Source organism: Larkinella rosea (genome assembly GCF_003858635.1).
Taxonomy (GTDB): domain Bacteria; phylum Bacteroidota; class Bacteroidia; order Cytophagales; family Spirosomataceae; genus Larkinella; species Larkinella rosea.
In genome coordinates, this window is record NZ_RQJO01000008.1 from 651709 (window position 1) to 672148 (window position 20440).

Here is a 20440-nt window from a genome sequence, read left to right on the forward strand (position 1 = left end):
TTTGCCCGAATCTTGCCGTTAAACGGAATTGTCCGACGGCTCGCTATTCGGTGTTCATTATTCATTATTCATTATTCATTGTTCATTTCTCTACATGCGCAAGTCCCCAAAGGCGTTTTCCTGACCGACACGATTGAAATTGGCAAACCGTTTCAGTATTCGCTGAGCATTCGCCACCGGCCCGGTATCGATATTCTTTTCCCGGATACGGCCCGGCATTTTCCACCGTTTCTGGTGCGGGATGTTTCGTTTTTTTCCACCAGAACCGACGCCAGGGGCAGTCTCGACAGCTCGGTGTATACCCTGGTTTCGTTCGAAACCGGGCCTATGCAAACGCTGCGCGTACCGGTTTTGTTGCTCCGGACACCCACCGACTGCACCGTCGTTTTTTCCAATTCCGACACGATCCGACTGCGCGAACGGATTCAGACCATGCGCCCCGACACGCTGCGGCTGTCGACCAATACCGCCGTGGTTTCGCTCCGGCAACAAATGAATTATCCGTTACTAATGACGATTCTGGCGGGAATTTGCCTGCTGGCGGGCGTTCTGTTGTTGTTTTTTGGGCGAAACATCCGAACGCGCATCCGGCGGTATCAGTTATACCGGCAATACCAGGATTTTCAGCGGTCTTTTGCGCGACTGACGCGCGGCATTGGTCCCGAAACCGCCCACGAAGACGCCGGACGGGCGGTCGTGATCTGGAAAAAGTACATGGAGAGGCTCGAACGAAAACCGTTTACGTCGCTGACGACCCGCGAAATTGTTGAATCTGTGCAGGATATTCGGCTGGCCGACGCCTTAAAAGAGATTGACGGCGTTATTTACGGCAGTGTTTATTCCGACCAGACGCAGCAATCGCTCCGGATTCTGAACGAGGTAGCCGACGACGCCTACCGCCGGAGCAGTGTCCAGTTGCAGGAAGAGGAAGTGAATCAGGAAGAACGTCTTTGAACAGGTAAGCATGGAGTGGTTTTCGTATCAATGGTTTACAATTTCGCAGCTGCGCCAGTTTACCTGGGCGCAACCGATCTATTTGTACGCCATTCCCGCCATTCTGGTGTTGTTCGGTTTGCGGACGTTGTTGTCCAGCCAGGCCCGGCAGCGGCTGAATGTGGCGTTGAACCAGACCGAACTTCAGCCGTCGCTGGTGGGGAGCTTGCGGTATTTACTGCCACTCAGTTTCTTTATCGCCACCACGCTCATTCTGATGGCCCTGGCCCGGCCCCAGCTCGTCCGCGAAGAAACCGAACGGGTGGCCGAAGGCATCGATTTAATGCTGGCCATTGACATTTCATCGTCGATGGCCGAAACCGATCTCAAACCCAATCGACTGGAAGCAGCCAAACGCGTCGCCCGCAGTTTTGTTAAAAGCCGCCGAAACGACCGGATTGGCCTCGTGATTTTTGCGGGTGAAGCCTATTCACTTTGCCCGCTCACCACCGACCACGATTTGCTGAACGGTTACCTGAACGAGCTCGACGACAGCATGATCAAAACGTCCGGCACGGCCATTGGCAGCGCCCTGGCGGTTTGCATCAACCGGATGCGCGAATCGAAAGTGAAAAGCAAGGTGACCATTCTGCTCAGCGACGGCGACAATACCGCCGGAAACCTCGACCCGGTGACGGTGGCGCGGCTGGCCAAGGCGTTCAACATTCGAATTTATACCGTTGCCATCGGCCGACCTCCGCTGCCGAGCGTGTCCAGCAATCTGGCGACGGTGACGATGGATGAAGGCATTTTGACGACGATCGCCAACATCGGCAGCGGGAGTTTTTTCCGGGCAGGCGACGCGACCCGGCTTCAGGCGGTTTTCAACGAAATCGACCGGCTGGAGAAAGCCCCCGTCAAAACCGTGATTTACAAGGATGTAAAAGATTTTTACCGGATGTATCTCTACTGGGCCCTGGTTTTTCTGCTGCTGACCCTGTTCCTGAAAAACACCATTTTTGGAAATATATTAGAAGATTAAAGAGGATAGACAAGAGATGTGAGACAAGGGAGTGAAGACGTTTATCTCATTTCTCCTGTCTCACCTCTCTTGTCTATCCTCTCACCTCTATCATGCTACTATCCTATTACAACGAAAACTACATTGAAGCGGGGCTGGATGAGGTGGGGCGCGGTTGTCTGGCCGGGCCGGTGGTGGCGGCTGCGGTAATTTTACCGAAGGATTACACCCATCCGATCCTGACCGATTCCAAACAGCTGAGCCGCGACCAACGCGAGAAACTGCGGGAGGAGTTGCAGCGCGACGCCCTGGCCTGGGCGGTATCCGAAGTTTCGAACGAAGAAATCGACCGCATCAACATCCTGAAAGCCAGCTTTCTGGCGATGCACCAGGCGCTGGATGAGGTGATGAGTCAGGTGGATGGCGTAAAACCGGATCATTTGCTGATCGACGGAAACCGGTTTGTTAATTACCCGATGATTCCGCACACCTGCATCGTGAAGGGCGACACGAAATTTCTGTCGATTGCGGCCGCATCGGTTTTGGCGAAGACCTACCGCGATGAATTGATGGAAAAACTATCCCTCGAATTTCCGCATTACGGCTGGGAACGAAACGTCGGCTATCCAACGCCCTTCCACCGTCGTGCGATTCAGGAACACGGCCCCTGCCGCTGGCACCGGATGAGTTTTCGGCTGGTGTAGAATTTATCAAAACAGCTTCCAACGTTTTGTCCTTCAGCGGAGTCCTGTCCGTATCCGCTTTGACCTAAACCCTAATGAAAACAATTCCGGTTTTGTTGCTACTGCTGGTCGTGCTGGCCTGCAACCGCAAAAACGAAGACGCTATTCTGGCCCGCGGACAAGACATTCGCCTGATTCGCCACGATTATTTTGCGGACCCGGCCCGGCCTGCGACTGTTGAATCCACTCATTACCTGTATGACGCCAATAAACGCATTCAGGAAATCACCACCAATCGGCCCGATGGCAACCCGGATAGTAAGCTGGCTTTTCGTTGGCTTAACTCGACAACCCTGCGGATCGAGCAATATTATACGAATCCGCCCTGGTCGTCGACCCGTGTTTCCAATCTGCCGCTAACACTGTATTCCTACACCGAAACGGTTTACAATGCCGATACGACCATCAGCGAACGAAAGGCGTACACCCTCATCGACAAAAAATTTGATTACCGGTCGTCCAGCCGGTTTACCTACGACGCTCAAAAACGGATCATCCGAAGAGATATTTACGATCCTACGAACCGTCTGGCGTCTTCTGCTACCTTTGCGTACGACAGCCGGGGAAATGTGATTCAGGGTTCGGGAGAGGGTGTTTATGAGTATGATACGGCTCCAAATCCGTATAAACCGGTCCGGATCGATGCGGAAATTAGCTGGTTCATGAGTGCTAATAACATTGTTGGAATCCGGTCGATTAACCCAACTACGGGTATTGAGGAAGTAGCGCGTTATCGTTACGAATACCGTTCCGACGGTTATCCGGTTCGGATGATCTACCCCGATGGGCGGAAGGAGGAGTTTGTTTATAACAAATAGGTTTACGGTTTTCCGTATTCGGTGGCTGACGCCTGCTACTCCATGAACGCGTCAGCCACCGAATACGGAAAACCGTAAACCGTTACCCTTGTTTCGGACGTTTGTACAACGGTACGGTGCTACAGGGTTCACCAAACATGATGCTTTGGGCGACGGGGCGCAGTCGGCGGGTGATTTCAACGTAAGCAGCCGTCGGAACCGGCACTTTGCTGCATCCTTTCACAACCACGCGGGCGTCACGGTAGTCGTCGATGTTGATGCGGGCGATGGCGTCGAAGTAGAGTTTTTCCTCCAGATCCTGAAGCGTGCCAAACACCACCGTGTGGGCGTGAGGCTCCAGATGAATGGTCAATAACATAAATGCCCAGGTCGGTACGATGGCGTCTTCGGTGCAGGTGACGGCCACGTTTTTGCCTTCATACTGACTCCAGTCGTGGGTTTTCAGAAACTCCCGGAAATCTTTTTCCTTCAGGATCAGGCCCATAAACAGATTGTCTTTCAAATCATAGACAACCCGCTCGCCGGGGTGGTAATAATCTTCCAAATCCAGCGATACCAGGCCACTTTTGGCGACACGATTGACAATCAGTTCCGTTTCCATACCCGCTAAACAACCAATTTCTTCGGCTTGGTTCCCACAAAATCCTTTAGATAGTATGGTTCAAAATCGGCGACGTTTTCGAAGCGGTTTTCCACATAAGCAATGGCCGCCAGTTTGCCCACAGTTTTGGCCGAAGGATGAACGACCGATTCCGGAAAAACCGCATTCGCTTGATGACCTAAAACCGCCCGGCATTTGGCCGCCCCGTTTCCGAAAAATACCACAGGTCGTTCCGTCAACAAATCCGCAAACGACTGTTCGTCAATAATTTGCGCGGATGTTGGCTGAATTTCACGGCCTTCGAAATCATACACCGCACCGTAGACTTCCATCCGCCGGGCGTCGAGCAGGGGGCAGAGGGCGTGGGAGATGGGGTAAAAACCGCTCAGTTGGTGCGCCATCGCTTCGAGCGTGTTGATCGCCAGCAATGGTTTATCGAGCGCAAAACACAACCCTTTCGCTGTCGAAACGCCAATCCGCAAACCCGTATACGAACCAGGGCCTTTGGCAACGGCAATCGCGTCCAGCTCCGAAAGCTGATAACCGCTCTGCTGAACCGCATTCTGAATCAGGGTCGTCAGCATCCCCGACGACGACTTGTCGGTGAATAATTCGTAACAGGCCACCACCGCTCCATCGCGGTGAAGCGCTACTGAACAAACGGTTGTGGAAGTGTCGAGGGAGAGAATGAGAGACATAAAAAGGAGAAATGGAGGAGGGGAGAAAAGGAAGAAAGGCATTACTCCTCTCTTCCTTTTCTCCCCTCCTCCTTCCTTAATTTTTTCCTTTCAAAATGGACTGGTACCGGTTCATGTCTTTGAACAGGTCGAGGGCGGCTTTGACTTCGGGGTCAGTGGCAAAAGACACTTCTTTCATGCCTTTTTGCAGGTAATAATGGCCCACAATTTCCTGCTCGAGCAACGTTTTCAGTTCGCTTTTGAACGTCACCAGATCGACGTCTTTGCTGTGCGACAGTTTCGTGCGCAACGCTTTCAACTGATCCTGAATCTGGTCGAACGATTTTTCTTTCTTGGCCGATGCCTCCAGCGTACCCAGTTCTTTCTCGACCTGCGTGGTATAATCGTATTCCTTGTCTTTCAGCCACGAAACAAAATCCTGAAATTCGGCGTCCGTCAGGCTAAACTCGCGGGCGGGCTTGATCGTCGGGTGATCGTGCCGGTATTTGATCGCGTAGTCAAAAATTAACCCCTTGTTCGTCAGGCTAATCGCTATCGGCGCGGGTGTTGTCGGTTCCACCGGAACATCGGGCGTGACCCCACCACCGTCGAAAACCGGGCGACCGGCTTTGGTTTTGAAAGCGGTTTTCAGCGAATCCGGAATTTTACCCACGCTTCCGTCCGGGTTGCGGTGGCTGTAGTCGATGGCCTGAATGCAACGTCCGCTTGGGATGTAATATTTGGCCGTCGTGATTTTCAGCTTGGTATTGTACGACAGTTCGCGGGTGGTTTGCACCAGCCCTTTTCCGTAGGTCAACTGCCCGACCAGCACGCCCCGGTCGTAGTCCTGAATAACGCCCGAAACAATCTCGGCCGCCGATGCACTCCGACTGTTGGTCAGCACGATGATCGGAATTTCCAGATCCAGCGGTGGGTTCAGCGCGGTGTATGTTTTATTCCATTCGGTTACTTTACCTTTCGTCGTCACGATTTCCGACTCGCGCGGCAACCAGATGTTGGCAATGTCGATGGCCATGTTCAGCAAACCGCCCGGGTTTTCGCGAACGTCCAGCACCAGCTTTTTCATGCCTTTGCCTTTCAGTTCGACGAACGCATTCCGCACCTCGCGCGAGGCCGTTCCCGTAAAATCCTTCAGGTCGATGTAGCCGACTTCGGGTGTAATCATGCCGTAATACGGCACATTGGTCATTTTCACCACGTCGCGCGTCACGCTCAGATCGATCGGATCTTTGGCACCAAAGCGCTTCACCGTCAGCTTCACCGCCGTATTGGTTTGGCCACGGAGCAGTTTATCCGAATCCAGGTCGCGCCGGGTTTTGATGTCCACGCCGTCGACCTTGATGATTTCGTCGCCAATCTGCAAACCGGATTTTTCGGCGGGCGTGCCTTCGTAAATCATCATGACAATGCTGCGCCCCTGCCGCGAGCCGATGAGCGCCCCGATGCCGTTGTAGCGCCCGGTGGTCATCGTCATGTAATCCTCAATTTCGTCTTCCGCGAAAAAGTTGGTATACGGATCGAGTGATTTCAGCATGGCGTCGATGCTGTTTTTCACCATCCGGTTTGGGTTCAGTTCGTCGACGTAATACAGATTCAATTCCTTGAACAGTGTCGCGTAAATGTCCAGGTTGCGGGCGATTTCAAAAAACCGGTCGTCGTTGCGGAACGAATAAAGACCCAGGCTTCCTGCCAGAAGGGTCGCACCCAGGGCGACAGTCAGACGTTTGCGCATATCTTTAATGAGTTGTTTCGCGGAGTTGAGCGGAGAAAAAGGGGAGGTAAGCGGAGGAATTATAAAAAAACTCTGCTTAACTCTATTTTACTCCGCTCAACTTCGCGAAATAGTATTCACTTATACTCGACCCAAAGCTAATTTCATACTTTTTTCTATCTCTTCAAACGAAATTTTCTCGCGGGCGGTATATAAAAAGACAATATAGGACGGCGGTTGCTTCGGTTTTTCGGGTGTTCCGAACAGAAGCGACTTGTTTAGTCGATACGCTTCCCGAACGCGACGGCGGATGAGGTTGCGGTCGACGGCTTTTTTGAAGTTCCGGCTGGAGACGGTAATCAGGATGGCAGGCAGCGGATCAGTGCGGTCAGCGTCCGTTCTGTACAGGAGCCGAAACGGAAAAAGGTAGAACGTCCGCGTGGTCGCACTACCTTTTTGAAATAACTGTCCGATGGTTTTTTTACTGCAAAGCCGTTCGGATTTCGTGAACGTTTGCTTCATAATCCGTTTAAGGTTTATGGTTTAAAGTTTAAGGTTTAATTCAGCGACCTGAACGTTAAACCTTAAACCATAAACTTTAAACGATTTAGATCTTAAACCGGTCGCCTTTTTTCTCGTCCGAAACCGTCAGTTTATGACGTCCTTTTGCGCGACGGGCGGCCAGAACCCGGCGGCCATTGGCTGATGCCATGCGCTCACGGAAGCCGTGCTTGTTCCGGCGCTTACGGTTCGAAGGTTGAAACGTTCTTTTCATGACTTAATTATATCTTGATATGCCTGTTTTTCAAATGAGTCTGCAAAGGTAGAGAATCTTACGAAACGAAACAAGTTTGACTCTCACATTTAGCGTTTTCGTCAACAACGGGTTATCTTCGCCGATATGCACTACCGAATTTCTTCCGGCAATCCGGCATCCCGACTCATTGAGGTTGATTTTTCCCTTTCGAATCTTTCGGCTCCAACCGTTGAGTTGCAACTTCCGGCCTGGCGTCCGGGTCGTTATGAACTCCAGAATTTTGCCAAAAATATTCAGCGGTTTGAAATTTTTGACAAAACCGGAAAACCGCTCGCTTTTCAGAAACTCACCAAAGACCGCTGGCGGGTGCAAACCGCTGGCGTTTCGGAACTGGTTGCCCGCTATACGTATTACAGCAACGTCATCAATGCGGGTAGCAGCTACGCCGACGACCGGCTTCTGTACCTCAATCCGGTCAATTTTTGCTTGTTTACCGACGACCGTTTGCGGGAAACCTGTACCCTTGAACTCGACATTCCGGATAACTGGCAGATTGCCGGTGGGCTGCATCAAATCGCTCCCAAAACCTTGCTGGCGTCCGATTTTTACGAACTGGTAGACTGTCCAATCATTGCGTCGCCCGATTTGCAACACCTTCATTACGAGGTGGATGATACGGTTTTTCACGTCTGGATCAATGGCAACATCAAACCGGACTGGGAACGCATTCAACGCGATTTCAGCCGGTTTTCGGAAACGCAAATCCGGCTTTTCGGCGAATTCCCGGAAAAAGACTACCATTTTCTGACGCTGATTCTGCCGACGGCTTATTACCACGGCGTCGAACACCGCAATTCGACGATGCTGGTGCTGGGGCCGAACGATGAAGGCGAAGGCCTGTATACGGATTTGCTGGGCGTTTCGTCGCACGAACTTTTTCATGCCTGGAACGTCATTCGCATTCGTCCGACCGAGCTTCTGCCGTATGATTTTACCCGGGAAAACTACTTTACAACCTGTTTTGTGGCCGAGGGCGTAACGACCTATTACGGCGATCTGATCCTCCGGCGGGCGAATGTTTTCGATGATACGGCCTATTTTAAAGAGTTTCAGGTGTTGCTGAAACGGCATTTCGAGCCCAGCGGTCGCTCGTTTCAGTCGCTGATCGAGTCATCCTGGGATTTGTGGCTCGACGGCTACGACAAAGGCGTTCCAAACCGCAAAGTGTCGGTGTATTACAAAGGGGCCATTGCCGCGCTGATTCTGGATCTGCATATCCGCCGGAAGTGGAACCACGCCCGCTCCCTCGACGATGTGATGCGGCTGATGTGGGAGCGGTTTGGAAAACCATTCATCGGCTACACGCTCGACGATTACCGTGCCGTTACGGAGGAAGTGGCCGGCGAACCGCTCGACTGGTATTACGAACGCTGCATTTTCGGGAACGAACCGCTGGAACCGCTGCTGAACGAATACCTGGCGTTTGTAGCGCTGCAACTGGAAAATGACGCCACCGACCTGACCACCACACCGGCGGTTTTCCTCGTTCCGCTCGACGACGAAACCGGTTTAGAAAACCGCTATCGCTGGTTGGGCGTTCATCCTGAGGGAGGTTTAAATGTCAAAATATAGGTTTATAAACTCCTGATATACAGTATATTATTAATTAACTTTGATGAACTAATTTCGTCAAAATACACCTAGCGCCAATCGAATCGGCTTTTAGGCTAAACTTTCTGTAGTGGTGAGTGAATTTGTCTTATTATCTCAGGCAATTTCTTGACAATGAGACATTGATTTATGACGGGGCCGCCCGGCGGACGGCGATTTGAGATCGCTTCTTTAAGGTTTAGTCTAGCTTTTGGGCTGTTAGCCTGCACCTGCTAAAACGGGCGTTCTGTCAGACAAAGTTTATACCTTCTCCCTACTGACAATGGACTACCGTTGATAAACAGATTAATTGATTAGGTATTGTCCGAATCAGAACTTACAGTTTGTTTCAAAATCACATCCCGCAAACGGGTTTCGTGTTCATCGCTCCATTGCCCTAATGCGGCAATCACGGGGATTAACGTCTTACCAAATTCGGTAAGGCTGTATTCTACTTTTGGCGGTACAACGGGATAAATTTTTCTCGTAACCAGTTCGTGTTCTTCCAATTCTTTCAACTGAATATTCAAAACCCTGCGGGAAGCATCCGGTATTTTACGCTGCAACTCACTGGGTCTTTTATATCCCTCATTAATAAACCAAAGCAACCGGATCTTCCATTTGCCGTAAAGCACTTCACCGATCAGGTCAAGTCCACAATTCAAGTTCGGTATAGTTTTTCTCTCATACATGTTGCAAACTTAAATGTATGTACCAGTTTGTGCAATAGGGGAAAAACTTATCCCTATATGAATCGTAATGCCATACTTGTCTTAACTTCTTTTATACTCCAATTTTGCCCTATAGTTAATTCTTAAAAGTGAGGCAATAAAATGGAACAGTTTAATTTTAACAATGAATTATCAGGCAAGATTGCCCTGGTAACAGGAGGTACAAAAGGAGCCGGAAGAGCCATTGCAGAAAGGCTTTTACAAGCCGGTGCAACGGTTATTATTACCGCAAGAAACGCACCCGAAAAGGAAAACAGCAAGTTGCATTTCATTCCCTCCGATTTAAGTAAGGCAGAAGGATCACAAAAAGTAATCAGCGAGGTGTTATCAACCCATGGGAGGCTGGATATTCTCGTGAACAACCTTGGTTCTTCAGTAACACCCGCTGGTGGTTTTACCGTGTTATCTGATGAAGATTGGGAATCAACCCTACAAGCTAATTTGCTGGCTCCTGTTCGACTAGACAGAGGGTTTTTACCAAAAATGATTGATCAAAAAAGTGGCGTTATTATTCACATCGCTTCGATTCAAGGTAAACTGCCGCTATTTGAATCTACATTGCCTTATGCAGCTGCCAAAGCCGGGTTGATTAATTATAGTAAAAGCTTATCAAATGAAGTTACGCCAAAAGGTGTTCGTGTGCTGACGGTTTCGCCTGGATGGATAAATACAACCGCATCGATAGCCTGGTTGGGCGAGCTCGCAAGAAACGCTAATAGTACGGTAGAAGAAGCTCAGCAAAGTGTCATGGACGCCTTAGGTGGAATACCTTATGGCAGGCCCGCTAAACCGGAAGAGGTAGCTGAATTAGTTGGTTTTCTTGTTTCACCAAGGGCTAATTATTTAACAGGAACTGAATTTGTAATCGATGGCGGTACGGTTCCAACAATTTAATGATATTTAAAATTAAAAAAAATGAATTTACCTAAAGTAGTAGCCGATTTAGTAATCGCGCAAAACAACTTTGATAGCGTTGCTTATGCAACTTGTTTTTCCGAAACGGCCGTTGTTTTTGACGAGGGCAAAACGCACAATGGAAGAAAAGAAATAGAACATTGGATTGCGGATGCCAACGAGCGATACGAAGCCACAATGAAGGCCGTCAGCTTTGAAGAAAAAGAAACGGAAAGCATTTTGAAAGCAGAAACCTCTGGAAAATTTCCCGGAAGTCCGATCGTACTGAATTATCATTTAGAAATAGCCGATGAATTGATACAGTCATTGAAAATTACAGGATAAGTGGGAATGGCTAATTATAGCCGTTCCTTTTTTGCTCCTACCAAAAAGCAAAGTAGATAGGTGTGTCTCGTAGAACCCTCCTTCTCTGAGACGAATTATGTTTTATTTGTCGTATCTCTATATATACAAACGGAGTTGAGGACGCATGCAATTGAGGTAACTTTCGGCCTGACACAATCCTCTGGAACAGTAAAATTCAAACGAAAGGGCGTTTGTTATTTTTATCGTTTTCCCCATGAAACTCCTTGCCAAAACCGCCCTGCTTCTCCTGATCGTGTTGACCGGCACCAGCCACCGCCCCAATTTTACGGGTTTGGAAAAACCGCTTGTTGCAGCAGTAACGATTAACCTGAAGGAGGAATTTCAAACCATCCACAGCTTCGGCGCGTCCGATTGCTGGTCGGCCAAGTTTATTGGGCAATGGAGCGATGAGGCTAAAAAAAATCAGATCGCCGATCTGCTCTTTAGTCAGGATACGTTGCCAAACGGCCAGCCGAAAGGCATTGGATTGTCGTTGTGGCGGATGAACATTGGAGCGGGGAGCCTTGAACAGAAAGACAGCAGCGCGATCCGGGACGAATGGCGCCGGGAAGCGTGTTTTCTGGCGTCAGACGGAACATACAACTGGAGCAAACAGGCCGGAAATCAGTGGTTTTTGCAGGCGGCCCGTCAACGGGGTGTTCGCTATACGCTGGGGTTTACGAATTCTCCGCCCGTGCAAATGACCCGCAACGGCAAAGCGTTTTCGCCGGGCGGCAAAGCGTTTAACCTGAAACCGGACGCCGTGGAGCCTTTTGCCGATTTTCTGGTCACCGTGGCCGACCATTTTAAATTCGATTACCTGAGCCCCATCAACGAACCGCAGTGGGACTGGACTGCCGGTAAAAACGGCAAAGCCAATCAGGAAGGCTCTCCGGCCGAAAACGCCGATATTCTGGCTGTCACCAAAGCCTTATCGACCAAACTGGCATCACGCAAAGCCAAAACAACGATTGTCACGGGTGAAGCGGGGCAGCTTGATTACCTCTACGGAAAAGCAGAAAGCGGGCGGGGAGATCAGCTCGATTATTTTTTTGGTTCAGCGAAAACCGCTCTTGCTAAACTTCCCAATGTGGAGCCGATCTGGGCGTATCACAGCTACTTTTCGACCTGCCGGGATTCCACGCTGGTGGCCATGCGCCAAAAAACCGCTCAACGCGTTAAAGCCGTGGGCAATCCGCAACTCTGGCAAAGCGAGTTTGGCGTTCTGGGCGACATCTGCGGACACTACAACGGCAGTCCGCGCCATACCGGCATCGACTACGGTTTGTATGTGGCCAAAGTGATTCACAACGACCTGACGATTGCCAACGTAACGTCGTGGCAATGGTGGCTGGCGATCAATCCGTATAACTACAGCGACGGGCTGGTGTATATCAACGGCCCCGATGGCCACTATAAAAACCACAACAACGCCCGGCTGGACGGGCAGGTGATCGACTCCAAACAGCTCTGGGCGTTCGGCAATTATGCCCGCTTTATCCGCCCCGGCATGAAACGGGTGGCGGTTCGCATCGGCGAGGTGGCGAATCCGGTGGCCGAAGCGGGTCAATGGATGGTGTCGGCCTACAAAGATCCCACTCGTAAACAGCTCGTGCTGGTTTGCATCAATATGACGTCGGATGTCCTGCCTGTACCACTAAAGGGCGTAAAAATCCGGAATGGACGATTTGCGAGTTACACCACTTCTGAATCCCGAACACTGACGAAAGCCACTGTGCGGGCCGACCAGATTCGGCTGGAACCCCAATCGGTTGTGACGCTGGTGGGAACGTATCAATGATCCTGATTTCTACGCTAACTAATCGTTCCAAAGACTCGGAATCTTTAAAACCGCCCTTGTTTCCGTGCGGTTTTTTCCGTATCTTAGCTTGTTATGAATTTCAAGCTGACTTCAGAATTTAAACCGACCGGCGACCAGCCACAGGCCATTGAAAAGCTGGTAAAAGGGATCAGGGAAGGCGAACCATCGCAGGTTCTGCTTGGTGTTACCGGATCTGGAAAAACGTTTACCGTAGCCAACGTTATCGCTCAACTCGACCGCCCGACGCTTGTTTTGAGCCACAACAAAACGCTGGCGGCCCAGCTCTACGGCGAGTTCAAGCAGTTCTTTCCCGAAAATGCGGTTCAATATTTCATTTCGTATTACGATTACTACCAGCCCGAAGCGTTCATCGCGACGACCAACACGTACATCGAAAAAGACCTGGCCATCAACGAGGAGATCGATAAACTTCGGCTGGCAACGGTTTCGGCGTTGATGAGTGGTCGGCGGGATATTGTCGTGATTGCCTCGGTCTCCTGCATTTACGGTGCTGGTAACCCCACCGAATACCAGAAAAGCATCGTGCGGCTGGGCGTGGGCGAAATCATCAGCCGCAACCAGTTTCTCTTCAAGCTGGTCGAGATTCTGTATAGCCGCACCGAAGTGGAATTTACGCGCGGCTCCTTCCGCGTCAAAGGCGATACGGTCGATATTTTCCCCGGTTATGCCGATTTCGCGTATCGGGTTATCTTTTTCGGCGACGAAATTGAGGCCATTCAGCGCATCGACCCGGCTTCGGGCAAAAAGATTGCCGATGATCGGATGATTGCCATTTTCCCGGCCAATCTCTTCGTAACGGGCCGCGATACGCTGAATATGGCGATTGGGGAAATTCAGAATGATCTGGTCGCGCAGATCCGCTATTTTCAATCCGAATACCGGAATCTGGAAGCCGAACGAATTAAAGAACGGACCGAATTCGACATCGAAATGATGCGCGAACTGGGCTATTGTTCCGGTATTGAAAACTACTCACGCTACTTCGACCGCCGACAACCCGGCCAGCGGCCGTTCTGTTTGCTCGACTATTTCCCGGATGACTTCCTGACGATCATCGACGAAAGCCACGTGACGATGCCGCAAATCCGGGCGATGTGGGGCGGTGACCGTTCCCGCAAAGAAGCGCTGGTGGATTACGGTTTTCGGTTGCCATCGGCGCTGGATAACCGCCCGCTGACGTTTCAGGAGTTTGAGCAAATGGCCGGACAAATGGTTTTTGTAAGCGCGACGCCTTCCGATTACGAGTTGCGCCGGAGTGAAGGCGTGGTGGTCGAGCAGTTGATTCGCCCGACCGGTTTGCTCGATCCCGAAATTCAGGTACGGCCCAGTTTGAACCAGATCGATGATTTGCTGGAAGAAATTGATAGCCGCGTCAAACGTAAGGAACGGGTGCTGGTGACGACGCTGACCAAGCGCATGGCCGAAGAATTAAGCAAATACCTGGAACGGGTGGGCGTGAAAGGCCGCTACATTCACTCGGAAGTAAAAACGCTGGATCGCGTCGAAATTCTGCGGGAATTGCGGCTGGGGGTTTTCGATGTGCTGGTGGGCGTCAACCTGTTGCGCGAAGGGCTTGATTTGCCGGAAGTATCGCTGGTGGCCATTATGGACGCCGATAAGGAAGGCTTCCTGCGCGACATTCGATCGCTGATTCAAACGATTGGCCGGGCGGCCCGGAACTCCAATGGAAAGGTGTTGATGTATGCCGACCGCATTACCGGATCGATGGAAAAAGCGATCAGCGAAACCAACCGACGGCGCGAAATCCAGATGGCGTACAACCTGGAACACGGTATTACGCCAATGACGGTTTTGAAATCCCACGACGCCATTATGGGGCAAACCAGCATTGCCGATTCGCGTCCGGCGGCCAAGCAATACTACGTGGAACCCGACGAACTCCGGATTGCGGCCGATCCCGTGGTGCAATACATGGGTAAAAATGACCTGGAACAGGTCATCAAAGAAACGCAGCAAAAAATGGAAAAAGCCGCCAAAGAGCTTGATTTCATGGAAGCGGCCCGCTTGCGCGATGAATTATTCCAGCTCCGCGATCGCCTAAAAACCGCAGCCGTTTAGTACCACGGACCGGTGGTCCGTGTGATCCTGAAAATTCAAGCTATCTTCAAAAAGGAAGATCACACGGACCACCGGTCCGTGGTACTTAGGCCATTGCGGCTTCTTTCATCCGTTCGGCGTTTTCGGCCATCCGGAGTTGATCAATAAAATTGTGGATATCGCCGTCCATGACCGTCGGCAGGTTATACACCGTCAGACCAATGCGGTGGTCGGTGACCCGGCTTTGGGGATAATTATACGTCCGGATTTTGTCGGAACGGTCGCCACTGCCCACCATCGACTTGCGCTGCGAGCTGATTTCGTCGTTGTGTTTTTGCAACTCAATTTCGTACAGACGCGAACGCAAAACCGTCAGGGCTTTTTCGGTATTTTTGATCTGCGAGCGTTCATCCTGACACTGCACGACCAGGCCCGACGGAATGTGCGTCAGCCGAACCGCTGAATACGTGGTGTTGACCGACTGACCACCCGCGCCCGACGAACAGAATGTATCTTTCCGAATGTCGTTCATATTGATCTGAACATCAACTTCTTCGGCTTCGGGTAAAACCGCTACGCTGGATGCGGAGGTGTGAATCCGTCCCTGCGATTCGGTGGCTGGAACGCGCTGAACGCGGTGCACGCCGGATTCAAATTTCAGTTTGCCGTACACATCTTCGCCTTCGATCTGGCAAATAATTTCTTTGTAACCGCCCGACGTTCCTTCCGTAAAATCCATCAGTGACATCCGCCAGCCCATGCGGTCGCACAGGCGCTGGTACATGCGGAAGAGGTCCCCGGCAAAAATCGAGGCTTCGTCGCCCCCGGTTCCGGCCCGAATTTCCAGAATAATATTTTTGCTGTCGTTCGGATCTTTCGGAATCAGCATTTCTTTCAACACCTCTTCCATCGACTCGCGTTGCGGCACCAGTTCGTCGAGTTCGGCTTTGGCCATTTCGCGCAAATCGTCGTCGCGTTCGGTGGCCAGCAGTTCCTTCGCGCCGTCGATATCGTTCACCAGCTTTTTATACGCGAGGTATTGCTTGACGATCTTGTCGAGGTCTTTGTATTCTTTGCTCAGCTTCGTGTATTTCTTCTGATCCGAAACAATTTCCGGCATCATAATTTGCTGAGAAACCTCCTCAAACCGCTCTTTTATGGATTCTAATTGATCAATCATTGGTCAGAAATAGTATTCAGAACGGATCAAACGATTCGGTCTGGCTTATTTTGGTACAAATCTACGAAAATTCGGTCAGTCAACACTTCGATCGTACATTTGTCAACGAAACCGTTATTCCCATTGTTATCCAGATAGATGACAAGAATTCACCTCACTAAGTTCCTGACGATGAACCGCACCTTTTCCCTTTTGTCCTTCCTCCCTTTTTCGTTTCTTCTGCTCTTTTTCGCATCGTCCTGCAATCCTGAACGAACCCAGAATACCAAAGCGCTGGCGCAGGAAATGAACGATCATAAAATTAAACGGGTGACGGATGCGCAACTGACTACCACCGTTGATGAGTGGGGAAAATCGCTTGTGCTGATCGCCCGGAAAACATTGACCAGCCAATTGAACAAAACCGCTGGCGATCCGGCGCTTTGTACGCTGAAAGCCCTGCCCGCCATTCAGAAAGCGGAGGCAAAATACGCGGTCACGATCGATCTCCTGAGTGCGAAGGATACGGCCAACCCGGTTTTGAACACCAAAGAGCGGGAATTGCTGGGAGCCTATGTCTACAACGCCGAGAATAAACTCGAGCAGACGGATAACATCCAGAAACTGAACGATACGCTGCTGGTCTACAATTCACCCGTTCCGACCGGCGATCTGATCTGCAAAACCTGCGCCGACAACGCGGCTCTGCCGTTTGTGGTCTGGCGAATCGTTTTCAGCAAGCGGGAAGTGATCCGGCGGATTGATCCGAAGAAACTGCACTAAGTCGTTTTCATTAGCTACAAGTGGGAGTAAAATCTGATAGCTCTAGTAATTTAATAAATATTTATTGAATTACAGATTTTATTTATTGTTTATCAATAAATATCAGTTTCTTTGTGTCATCAACTTTTACTTGATCCACATGGAAAAGCAATCGCCTGTCTGGGTATTCCCAACTGTGAAATGGTTGGTTACCGTCTTTTATTATTTCATCGTCGTCGTTTTGGTGGTGTTTACGTTGATGGCTACCTTAAAGCTGCTTGATGCATCAACCGGGAATTTTTCTATTAAAAACCGCAATCTTTCCATGGGCGAAGAACCGCCCGCTTATGTCTCGGTTCCGGTAGCCTGGGGACCTGCCAATGCAAAAATGCTGCCTTCTTCGGGCGAACCGCGCATTTTCCTGAAGCCCGAAAAGCAAACGGGTCAATTGCAGGTACCCATCCGGTCAACGCCGGGAATTTTGATGGTACTTCTGGGAACAGTTGGTCTGGTAACCGCCGTCTGGACGTTTTCACTGCTCCGGAAAATCTTCCGTACCGTCCAGATTCACTCCCCTTTTCACCCCGACAATGCCCGGCGAATCACTACGATGGGCTTGCTCTTTCTGGGTCAGACCTTGATCGAGCTTTTGCTTAAAACCGTACTTTGGAGCGCAACAAGGCCGTATTTTCAGCAAATCCGTTTGGATTACAAAGACTATCTGAGTGTGGACATTACCCTGGATGGTCCCTGGTTACTGGGCCTGATTTTACTGGCGTTGGCGCAGGTCTACCGCCGGGGCATCGAGCTGCAAGTTGAAAACGAACTAACTGTTTAACCGCATGGCAATTATTGTAAATCTTGACGTCATGATGGCTAAACGGAAAATATCATTGACGGAACTGGCCGAGAAAGTGGATCTAACGCTGGCTAACCTCTCCATTCTGAAAACCGGTAAAGCCAAAGCCATCCGTTTCAGTACGCTGGATGCGCTTTGTCAGGCGCTTCAGTGCAAACCGGGCGACATTCTCGATTACGAACCTGAAACCGATGCCGCTTCGGCGGAGATTGAGGCTTATCATTCATCGTAATTCAGGTAATAAAACAGTACTAAAGCTCCTGCCATGTTCCTTTGTCAAACTTCTCATCTTCCGTTGAGGCTGCTGTTTTTCATCGCAGTCTCCCGATTCTGGCTACCCATACAGGCCCAATCACATCGGCAATCGCTGCAGGAAATGCTCCCCGCCCTACTGGATAGCGCCCAGATTCCGGGGATTTCGATTGCCTTGATCGAAAACGGTCAACTAAGCTGGAGCGCGGGAATGGGCGTCAAGAACAAAACCACGGAAGAACCGGTTTCGAAAACAACGGTTTTTCGGGGCGCATCGCTGGGAAAACCGCTCTTTGCGTATGCGGTTCTCCAGCTAAGCGCTGAAGGAACGATTGCGCTCGACACGCCATTGGTCAGCTATGTTCCCCCAGCCTATTTGGAAGAGACGTTTTTAAAAAGTCCGGTGCTCGACGATCAGATTCGACTGATTACGGCCCGGATGGTCCTGAATCACACGAGTGGTTTACCCAACTGGCGTTCGGAAGGAAAACCGCTCACGACGCTGTTCGTGCCCGGAAGCCGCTACAGCTATTCGGGCGAAGGGTATTATTTGTTGCAGCGGGTCGTCGAATACCTGGTTAAATCTTCCATCGAAGCCTTTATGCAACGGACTGTCTTTCAGCCGTTTGGAATGAGTCATACGAGTTATGTTTACTACCCTGCCGATTCCGGTCACTACACCCGGTCTTACGATGGAACGGGAAAATCGGTAACGGATGAGCCGGAGTCGGCCAATGTCGCGCATACGTTGCGAACCACTGCAGAGGATTACGCCCGGTTTGTGGCAGCGGCAATGATGAAACAGAGCCCGATTTCGAAAGTCATGCTGAGTTCACAAATCCCAACCGATATTTGTCAGCCGGGCCGGGTATCCTGGGGTTTGGGTTTTGCCGTTCAGCACGCGCCAGCGGGCGATTTCTTCTGTCAATGGGCGAAAAGTCCGACGGCCAGCGGTTACGTCATTGGTTCCGCCGATCAAAAAAACGCCCTGATTTATTTTGTCAATGTGGCTAATCAGGGATTACGAATTGCCGAACGGTTGGTCGGTTTAGGGCTGAATTATCAGGACCCTTTGTTTGGCTGCTTCGGCGTCCGTCCTTATACGGCCGGGCGATGAAGCCAACCCATAAATGGGATGAAAGTGCGATTTAATAGAAATATAGACGGCGATTTTGTACTTTTGAACGAGTTAAATTCCTTCCCTTGTTAAACGCAACCTTTCACGCATGAGCAATCTGAAAAACAAAGCAGATCAGTCCGTTAGCCGTCGCGGTTTTGTCAAAGCCTCGTCGCTGGCACTGGCCGGTGTCACCATTCTGCCCCGGCACGTGTTGGGCGGAAAAGGGTTTATCGCGCCGTCTGATAAACTGAACGTCGCCGGTGTCGGAATTGGCGGCATGGGCAAAAGCAATCTCAACGCCCTGGCACCCACCGAAAACATCGTGGCGCTCTGCGATGTCGATGAAAAATACGCAGCCCCGGTTTTTGAAAAATACCCGAACGCCAAGCGGTACAAGGATTACCGCAAAATGCTGGAAGCCCAGAAAGACATCGACGGTATTGTGGTAGCCACGCCCGATCACCTGCATGGAATTATCGCGTCGGCAGCCATGAAAATGGGTAAACACGTCTACGTTCAGAAACCACTGACGGTAACGGTGTGGGAATCGCGCGAACTGGCGCGGATGGCGAAAGAAAATCCGAAGATTGTTACCCAAATGGGCAACCAGGGCCACTCCAACGACGACGCCCGGCTGATCAACGAATGGATTGCCGACGGCGCCATTGGCAAAGTGCAGGAAGTGCACGTCTGGACCAACCGCCCCATCTGGCCGCAGGGCATTGATGTACCGAAAGAAGTCGTGGATGTGCCCTCGACGCTGGACTGGGAATTATTTTTAGGGCCCGCTCCGCATCGGGCGTATAATCCCGCTTACACGCCCTTCAAATGGCGCGGCTGGGTTGATTACGGCGCGGGCGCACTCGGCGACATGGGTGCTCACCTGGTCGATCACCCGTTCTGGGCGCTGGGGCTGAATCCGCCGATCAGTATCGAAGCCTCTTCGACGCAGTTCAACAAACAGAGTTACCCGGTTTCGTCGCTGGTGACCTTCGAGTTTGCCACGAAAGACAAAAAGAATCCGCTCGTCATGACGTGGTACGACGGTGGGATTCTGCCGCCAAAACCGCTCGAATTCGGCGATGGCCCGGTTCCCAAAGGTGGTGGTGTTTTATACATCGGTACAAAAGGAAAATTGTTCCACGAAACCTACGGTTCCAAACCGCGTCTGTTGCCGCAGGAACGGATGGATTCGTACAAAAAACCGGCGCAAACCATACCGCGCGTGGGCATGAGTCACGAACGGAACTGGGCCGAAGCCTGCAAAGGCAACGGCAAGGCGGTTTCGCCGTTTGAATACGCCGGACCGTTGTGCGAAACCATGCTGCTGGGCATCGTCGCACTTTACAAACAAGGCACGAAACTGAACTGGGACACCAACACGATGGCCTTCACCAACGCCCCCGAACTGAGCCAGTACCTGAAACGCGAATACCGCCAGGGCTGGGCGATGTAATTTTTTAT

The 20440-nt window shown here is 51.0% G+C and carries 21 protein-coding genes; 14 read left to right on the top strand and 7 right to left on the bottom strand.

The features are described 5' to 3' along the window. Nucleotides 1-78: 78 nt before the first annotated feature. From EHT25_RS11470 to EHT25_RS11485, 4 genes are all read left to right on the top strand, one after another. Nucleotides 79-954, top strand: a complete 876-nt coding sequence (locus EHT25_RS11470) for a hypothetical protein (protein ID WP_124874553.1) — start codon at nucleotides 79-81, stop codon at nucleotides 952-954. Nucleotides 955-964: 10 nt separating this feature from the next. Then, nucleotides 965-1975 carry a VWA domain-containing protein gene (locus EHT25_RS11475; protein ID WP_124874555.1) on the top strand — a complete coding sequence of 337 codons (1011 nt, stop codon included), beginning with the start codon at nucleotides 965-967 and terminating at the stop codon, nucleotides 1973-1975. Nucleotides 1976-2067: 92 nt separating this feature from the next. Then, nucleotides 2068-2658: a ribonuclease HII gene (gene rnhB / locus EHT25_RS11480; protein WP_124874557.1), complete on the top strand. Its 591-nt coding sequence runs from the start codon at nucleotides 2068-2070 to the stop codon at nucleotides 2656-2658. 74 nt (nucleotides 2659-2732) lie between these two features. Continuing rightward, the gene (locus EHT25_RS11485) at nucleotides 2733-3515 is read left to right on the top strand and encodes a hypothetical protein (protein ID WP_124874559.1); all 783 of its coding nucleotides are present in this window, start codon (nucleotides 2733-2735) and stop codon (nucleotides 3513-3515) included. 82 nt (nucleotides 3516-3597) lie between these two features. Here the strand turns inward: EHT25_RS11485 and EHT25_RS11490 are convergent, their stop codons facing one another. The 5 genes from EHT25_RS11490 to rpmH all read right to left on the bottom strand — a co-directional run bounded on the left by EHT25_RS11490 (nucleotide 3598) and on the right by rpmH (nucleotide 7300). Further along, nucleotides 3598-4116: a DUF2480 family protein gene (locus EHT25_RS11490; protein ID WP_124874561.1), complete on the bottom strand. Its 519-nt coding sequence runs from the start codon at nucleotides 4114-4116 to the stop codon at nucleotides 3598-3600. 5 nt (nucleotides 4117-4121) lie between these two features. Then, nucleotides 4122-4814 (bottom strand): tRNA (adenosine(37)-N6)-threonylcarbamoyltransferase complex dimerization subunit type 1 TsaB, encoded by a 693-nt coding sequence (gene tsaB, locus EHT25_RS11495; RefSeq protein WP_124874563.1) that lies wholly within the window; start codon nucleotides 4812-4814, stop codon nucleotides 4122-4124. Between the two features lie 76 nt (nucleotides 4815-4890). Beyond that, nucleotides 4891-6546 (bottom strand): S41 family peptidase, encoded by a 1656-nt coding sequence (locus EHT25_RS11500; RefSeq protein WP_124874565.1) that lies wholly within the window; start codon nucleotides 6544-6546, stop codon nucleotides 4891-4893. Between the two features lie 120 nt (nucleotides 6547-6666). Next, entirely contained in the window at nucleotides 6667-7047 is a 381-nt protein-coding gene (gene rnpA, locus EHT25_RS11505; protein WP_124874567.1) for a ribonuclease P protein component, read from the bottom strand. 85 nt (nucleotides 7048-7132) lie between these two features. Further along, nucleotides 7133-7300 carry a 50S ribosomal protein L34 gene (gene rpmH, locus EHT25_RS11510; protein ID WP_111628991.1) on the bottom strand — a complete coding sequence of 56 codons (168 nt, stop codon included), beginning with the start codon at nucleotides 7298-7300 and terminating at the stop codon, nucleotides 7133-7135. Between the two features lie 126 nt (nucleotides 7301-7426). On the opposite strand from rpmH, the gene EHT25_RS11515 reads away from it, so the two are divergent. Beyond that, entirely contained in the window at nucleotides 7427-8914 is a 1488-nt protein-coding gene (locus EHT25_RS11515; protein ID WP_124874569.1) for a M61 family metallopeptidase, read from the top strand. A gap of 332 nt (nucleotides 8915-9246) precedes the next feature. On the opposite strand, the gene EHT25_RS11520 is transcribed toward EHT25_RS11515, so the two are convergent. Next, entirely contained in the window at nucleotides 9247-9624 is a 378-nt protein-coding gene (locus tag EHT25_RS11520; RefSeq protein ID WP_124874571.1) for a winged helix-turn-helix transcriptional regulator, read from the bottom strand. A 141-nt stretch (nucleotides 9625-9765) separates the two neighbouring features. Here EHT25_RS11520 and EHT25_RS11525 point away from each other — a divergent pair, with 141 nt between their 5' ends. The 4 genes from EHT25_RS11525 to uvrB all read left to right on the top strand — a co-directional run bounded on the left by EHT25_RS11525 (nucleotide 9766) and on the right by uvrB (nucleotide 14845). After that, nucleotides 9766-10557, top strand: coding sequence for an SDR family oxidoreductase (locus tag EHT25_RS11525; RefSeq protein ID WP_124874573.1), 792 nt, complete (start codon nucleotides 9766-9768; stop codon nucleotides 10555-10557). A gap of 21 nt (nucleotides 10558-10578) precedes the next feature. After that, a complete protein-coding gene (locus tag EHT25_RS11530; protein ID WP_124874575.1) occupies nucleotides 10579-10902 on the top strand; it encodes a nuclear transport factor 2 family protein in 324 nt (107 codons plus the stop codon). Between the two features lie 235 nt (nucleotides 10903-11137). Next, nucleotides 11138-12724, top strand: a complete 1587-nt coding sequence (locus EHT25_RS11535) for a glycoside hydrolase (protein WP_124874577.1) — start codon at nucleotides 11138-11140, stop codon at nucleotides 12722-12724. Nucleotides 12725-12817: 93 nt separating this feature from the next. Next, nucleotides 12818-14845 (top strand): excinuclease ABC subunit UvrB, encoded by a 2028-nt coding sequence (gene uvrB, locus EHT25_RS11540; RefSeq protein WP_124874579.1) that lies wholly within the window; start codon nucleotides 12818-12820, stop codon nucleotides 14843-14845. A gap of 85 nt (nucleotides 14846-14930) precedes the next feature. On the opposite strand, the gene prfA is transcribed toward uvrB, so the two are convergent. After that, nucleotides 14931-16004, bottom strand: a complete 1074-nt coding sequence (gene prfA / locus EHT25_RS11545) for a peptide chain release factor 1 (RefSeq protein WP_124874581.1) — start codon at nucleotides 16002-16004, stop codon at nucleotides 14931-14933. 171 nt (nucleotides 16005-16175) lie between these two features. On the opposite strand from prfA, the gene EHT25_RS11550 reads away from it, so the two are divergent. The 5 genes from EHT25_RS11550 to EHT25_RS11570 all read left to right on the top strand — a co-directional run bounded on the left by EHT25_RS11550 (nucleotide 16176) and on the right by EHT25_RS11570 (nucleotide 20432). Next, nucleotides 16176-16766: a hypothetical protein gene (locus EHT25_RS11550; protein ID WP_124874583.1), complete on the top strand. Its 591-nt coding sequence runs from the start codon at nucleotides 16176-16178 to the stop codon at nucleotides 16764-16766. A gap of 139 nt (nucleotides 16767-16905) precedes the next feature. Beyond that, nucleotides 16906-17583: a DUF2975 domain-containing protein gene (locus tag EHT25_RS11555; RefSeq protein WP_124874585.1), complete on the top strand. Its 678-nt coding sequence runs from the start codon at nucleotides 16906-16908 to the stop codon at nucleotides 17581-17583. A 4-nt stretch (nucleotides 17584-17587) separates the two neighbouring features. Beyond that, nucleotides 17588-17836 (top strand): helix-turn-helix domain-containing protein, encoded by a 249-nt coding sequence (locus EHT25_RS11560; RefSeq protein WP_124874587.1) that lies wholly within the window; start codon nucleotides 17588-17590, stop codon nucleotides 17834-17836. A 144-nt stretch (nucleotides 17837-17980) separates the two neighbouring features. Next, nucleotides 17981-18973, top strand: a complete 993-nt coding sequence (locus tag EHT25_RS11565) for a serine hydrolase domain-containing protein (RefSeq protein ID WP_185731336.1) — start codon at nucleotides 17981-17983, stop codon at nucleotides 18971-18973. Between the two features lie 109 nt (nucleotides 18974-19082). Continuing rightward, nucleotides 19083-20432, top strand: coding sequence for a Gfo/Idh/MocA family protein (locus EHT25_RS11570; RefSeq protein ID WP_124874591.1), 1350 nt, complete (start codon nucleotides 19083-19085; stop codon nucleotides 20430-20432). Nucleotides 20433-20440: the final 8 nt, after the last annotated feature.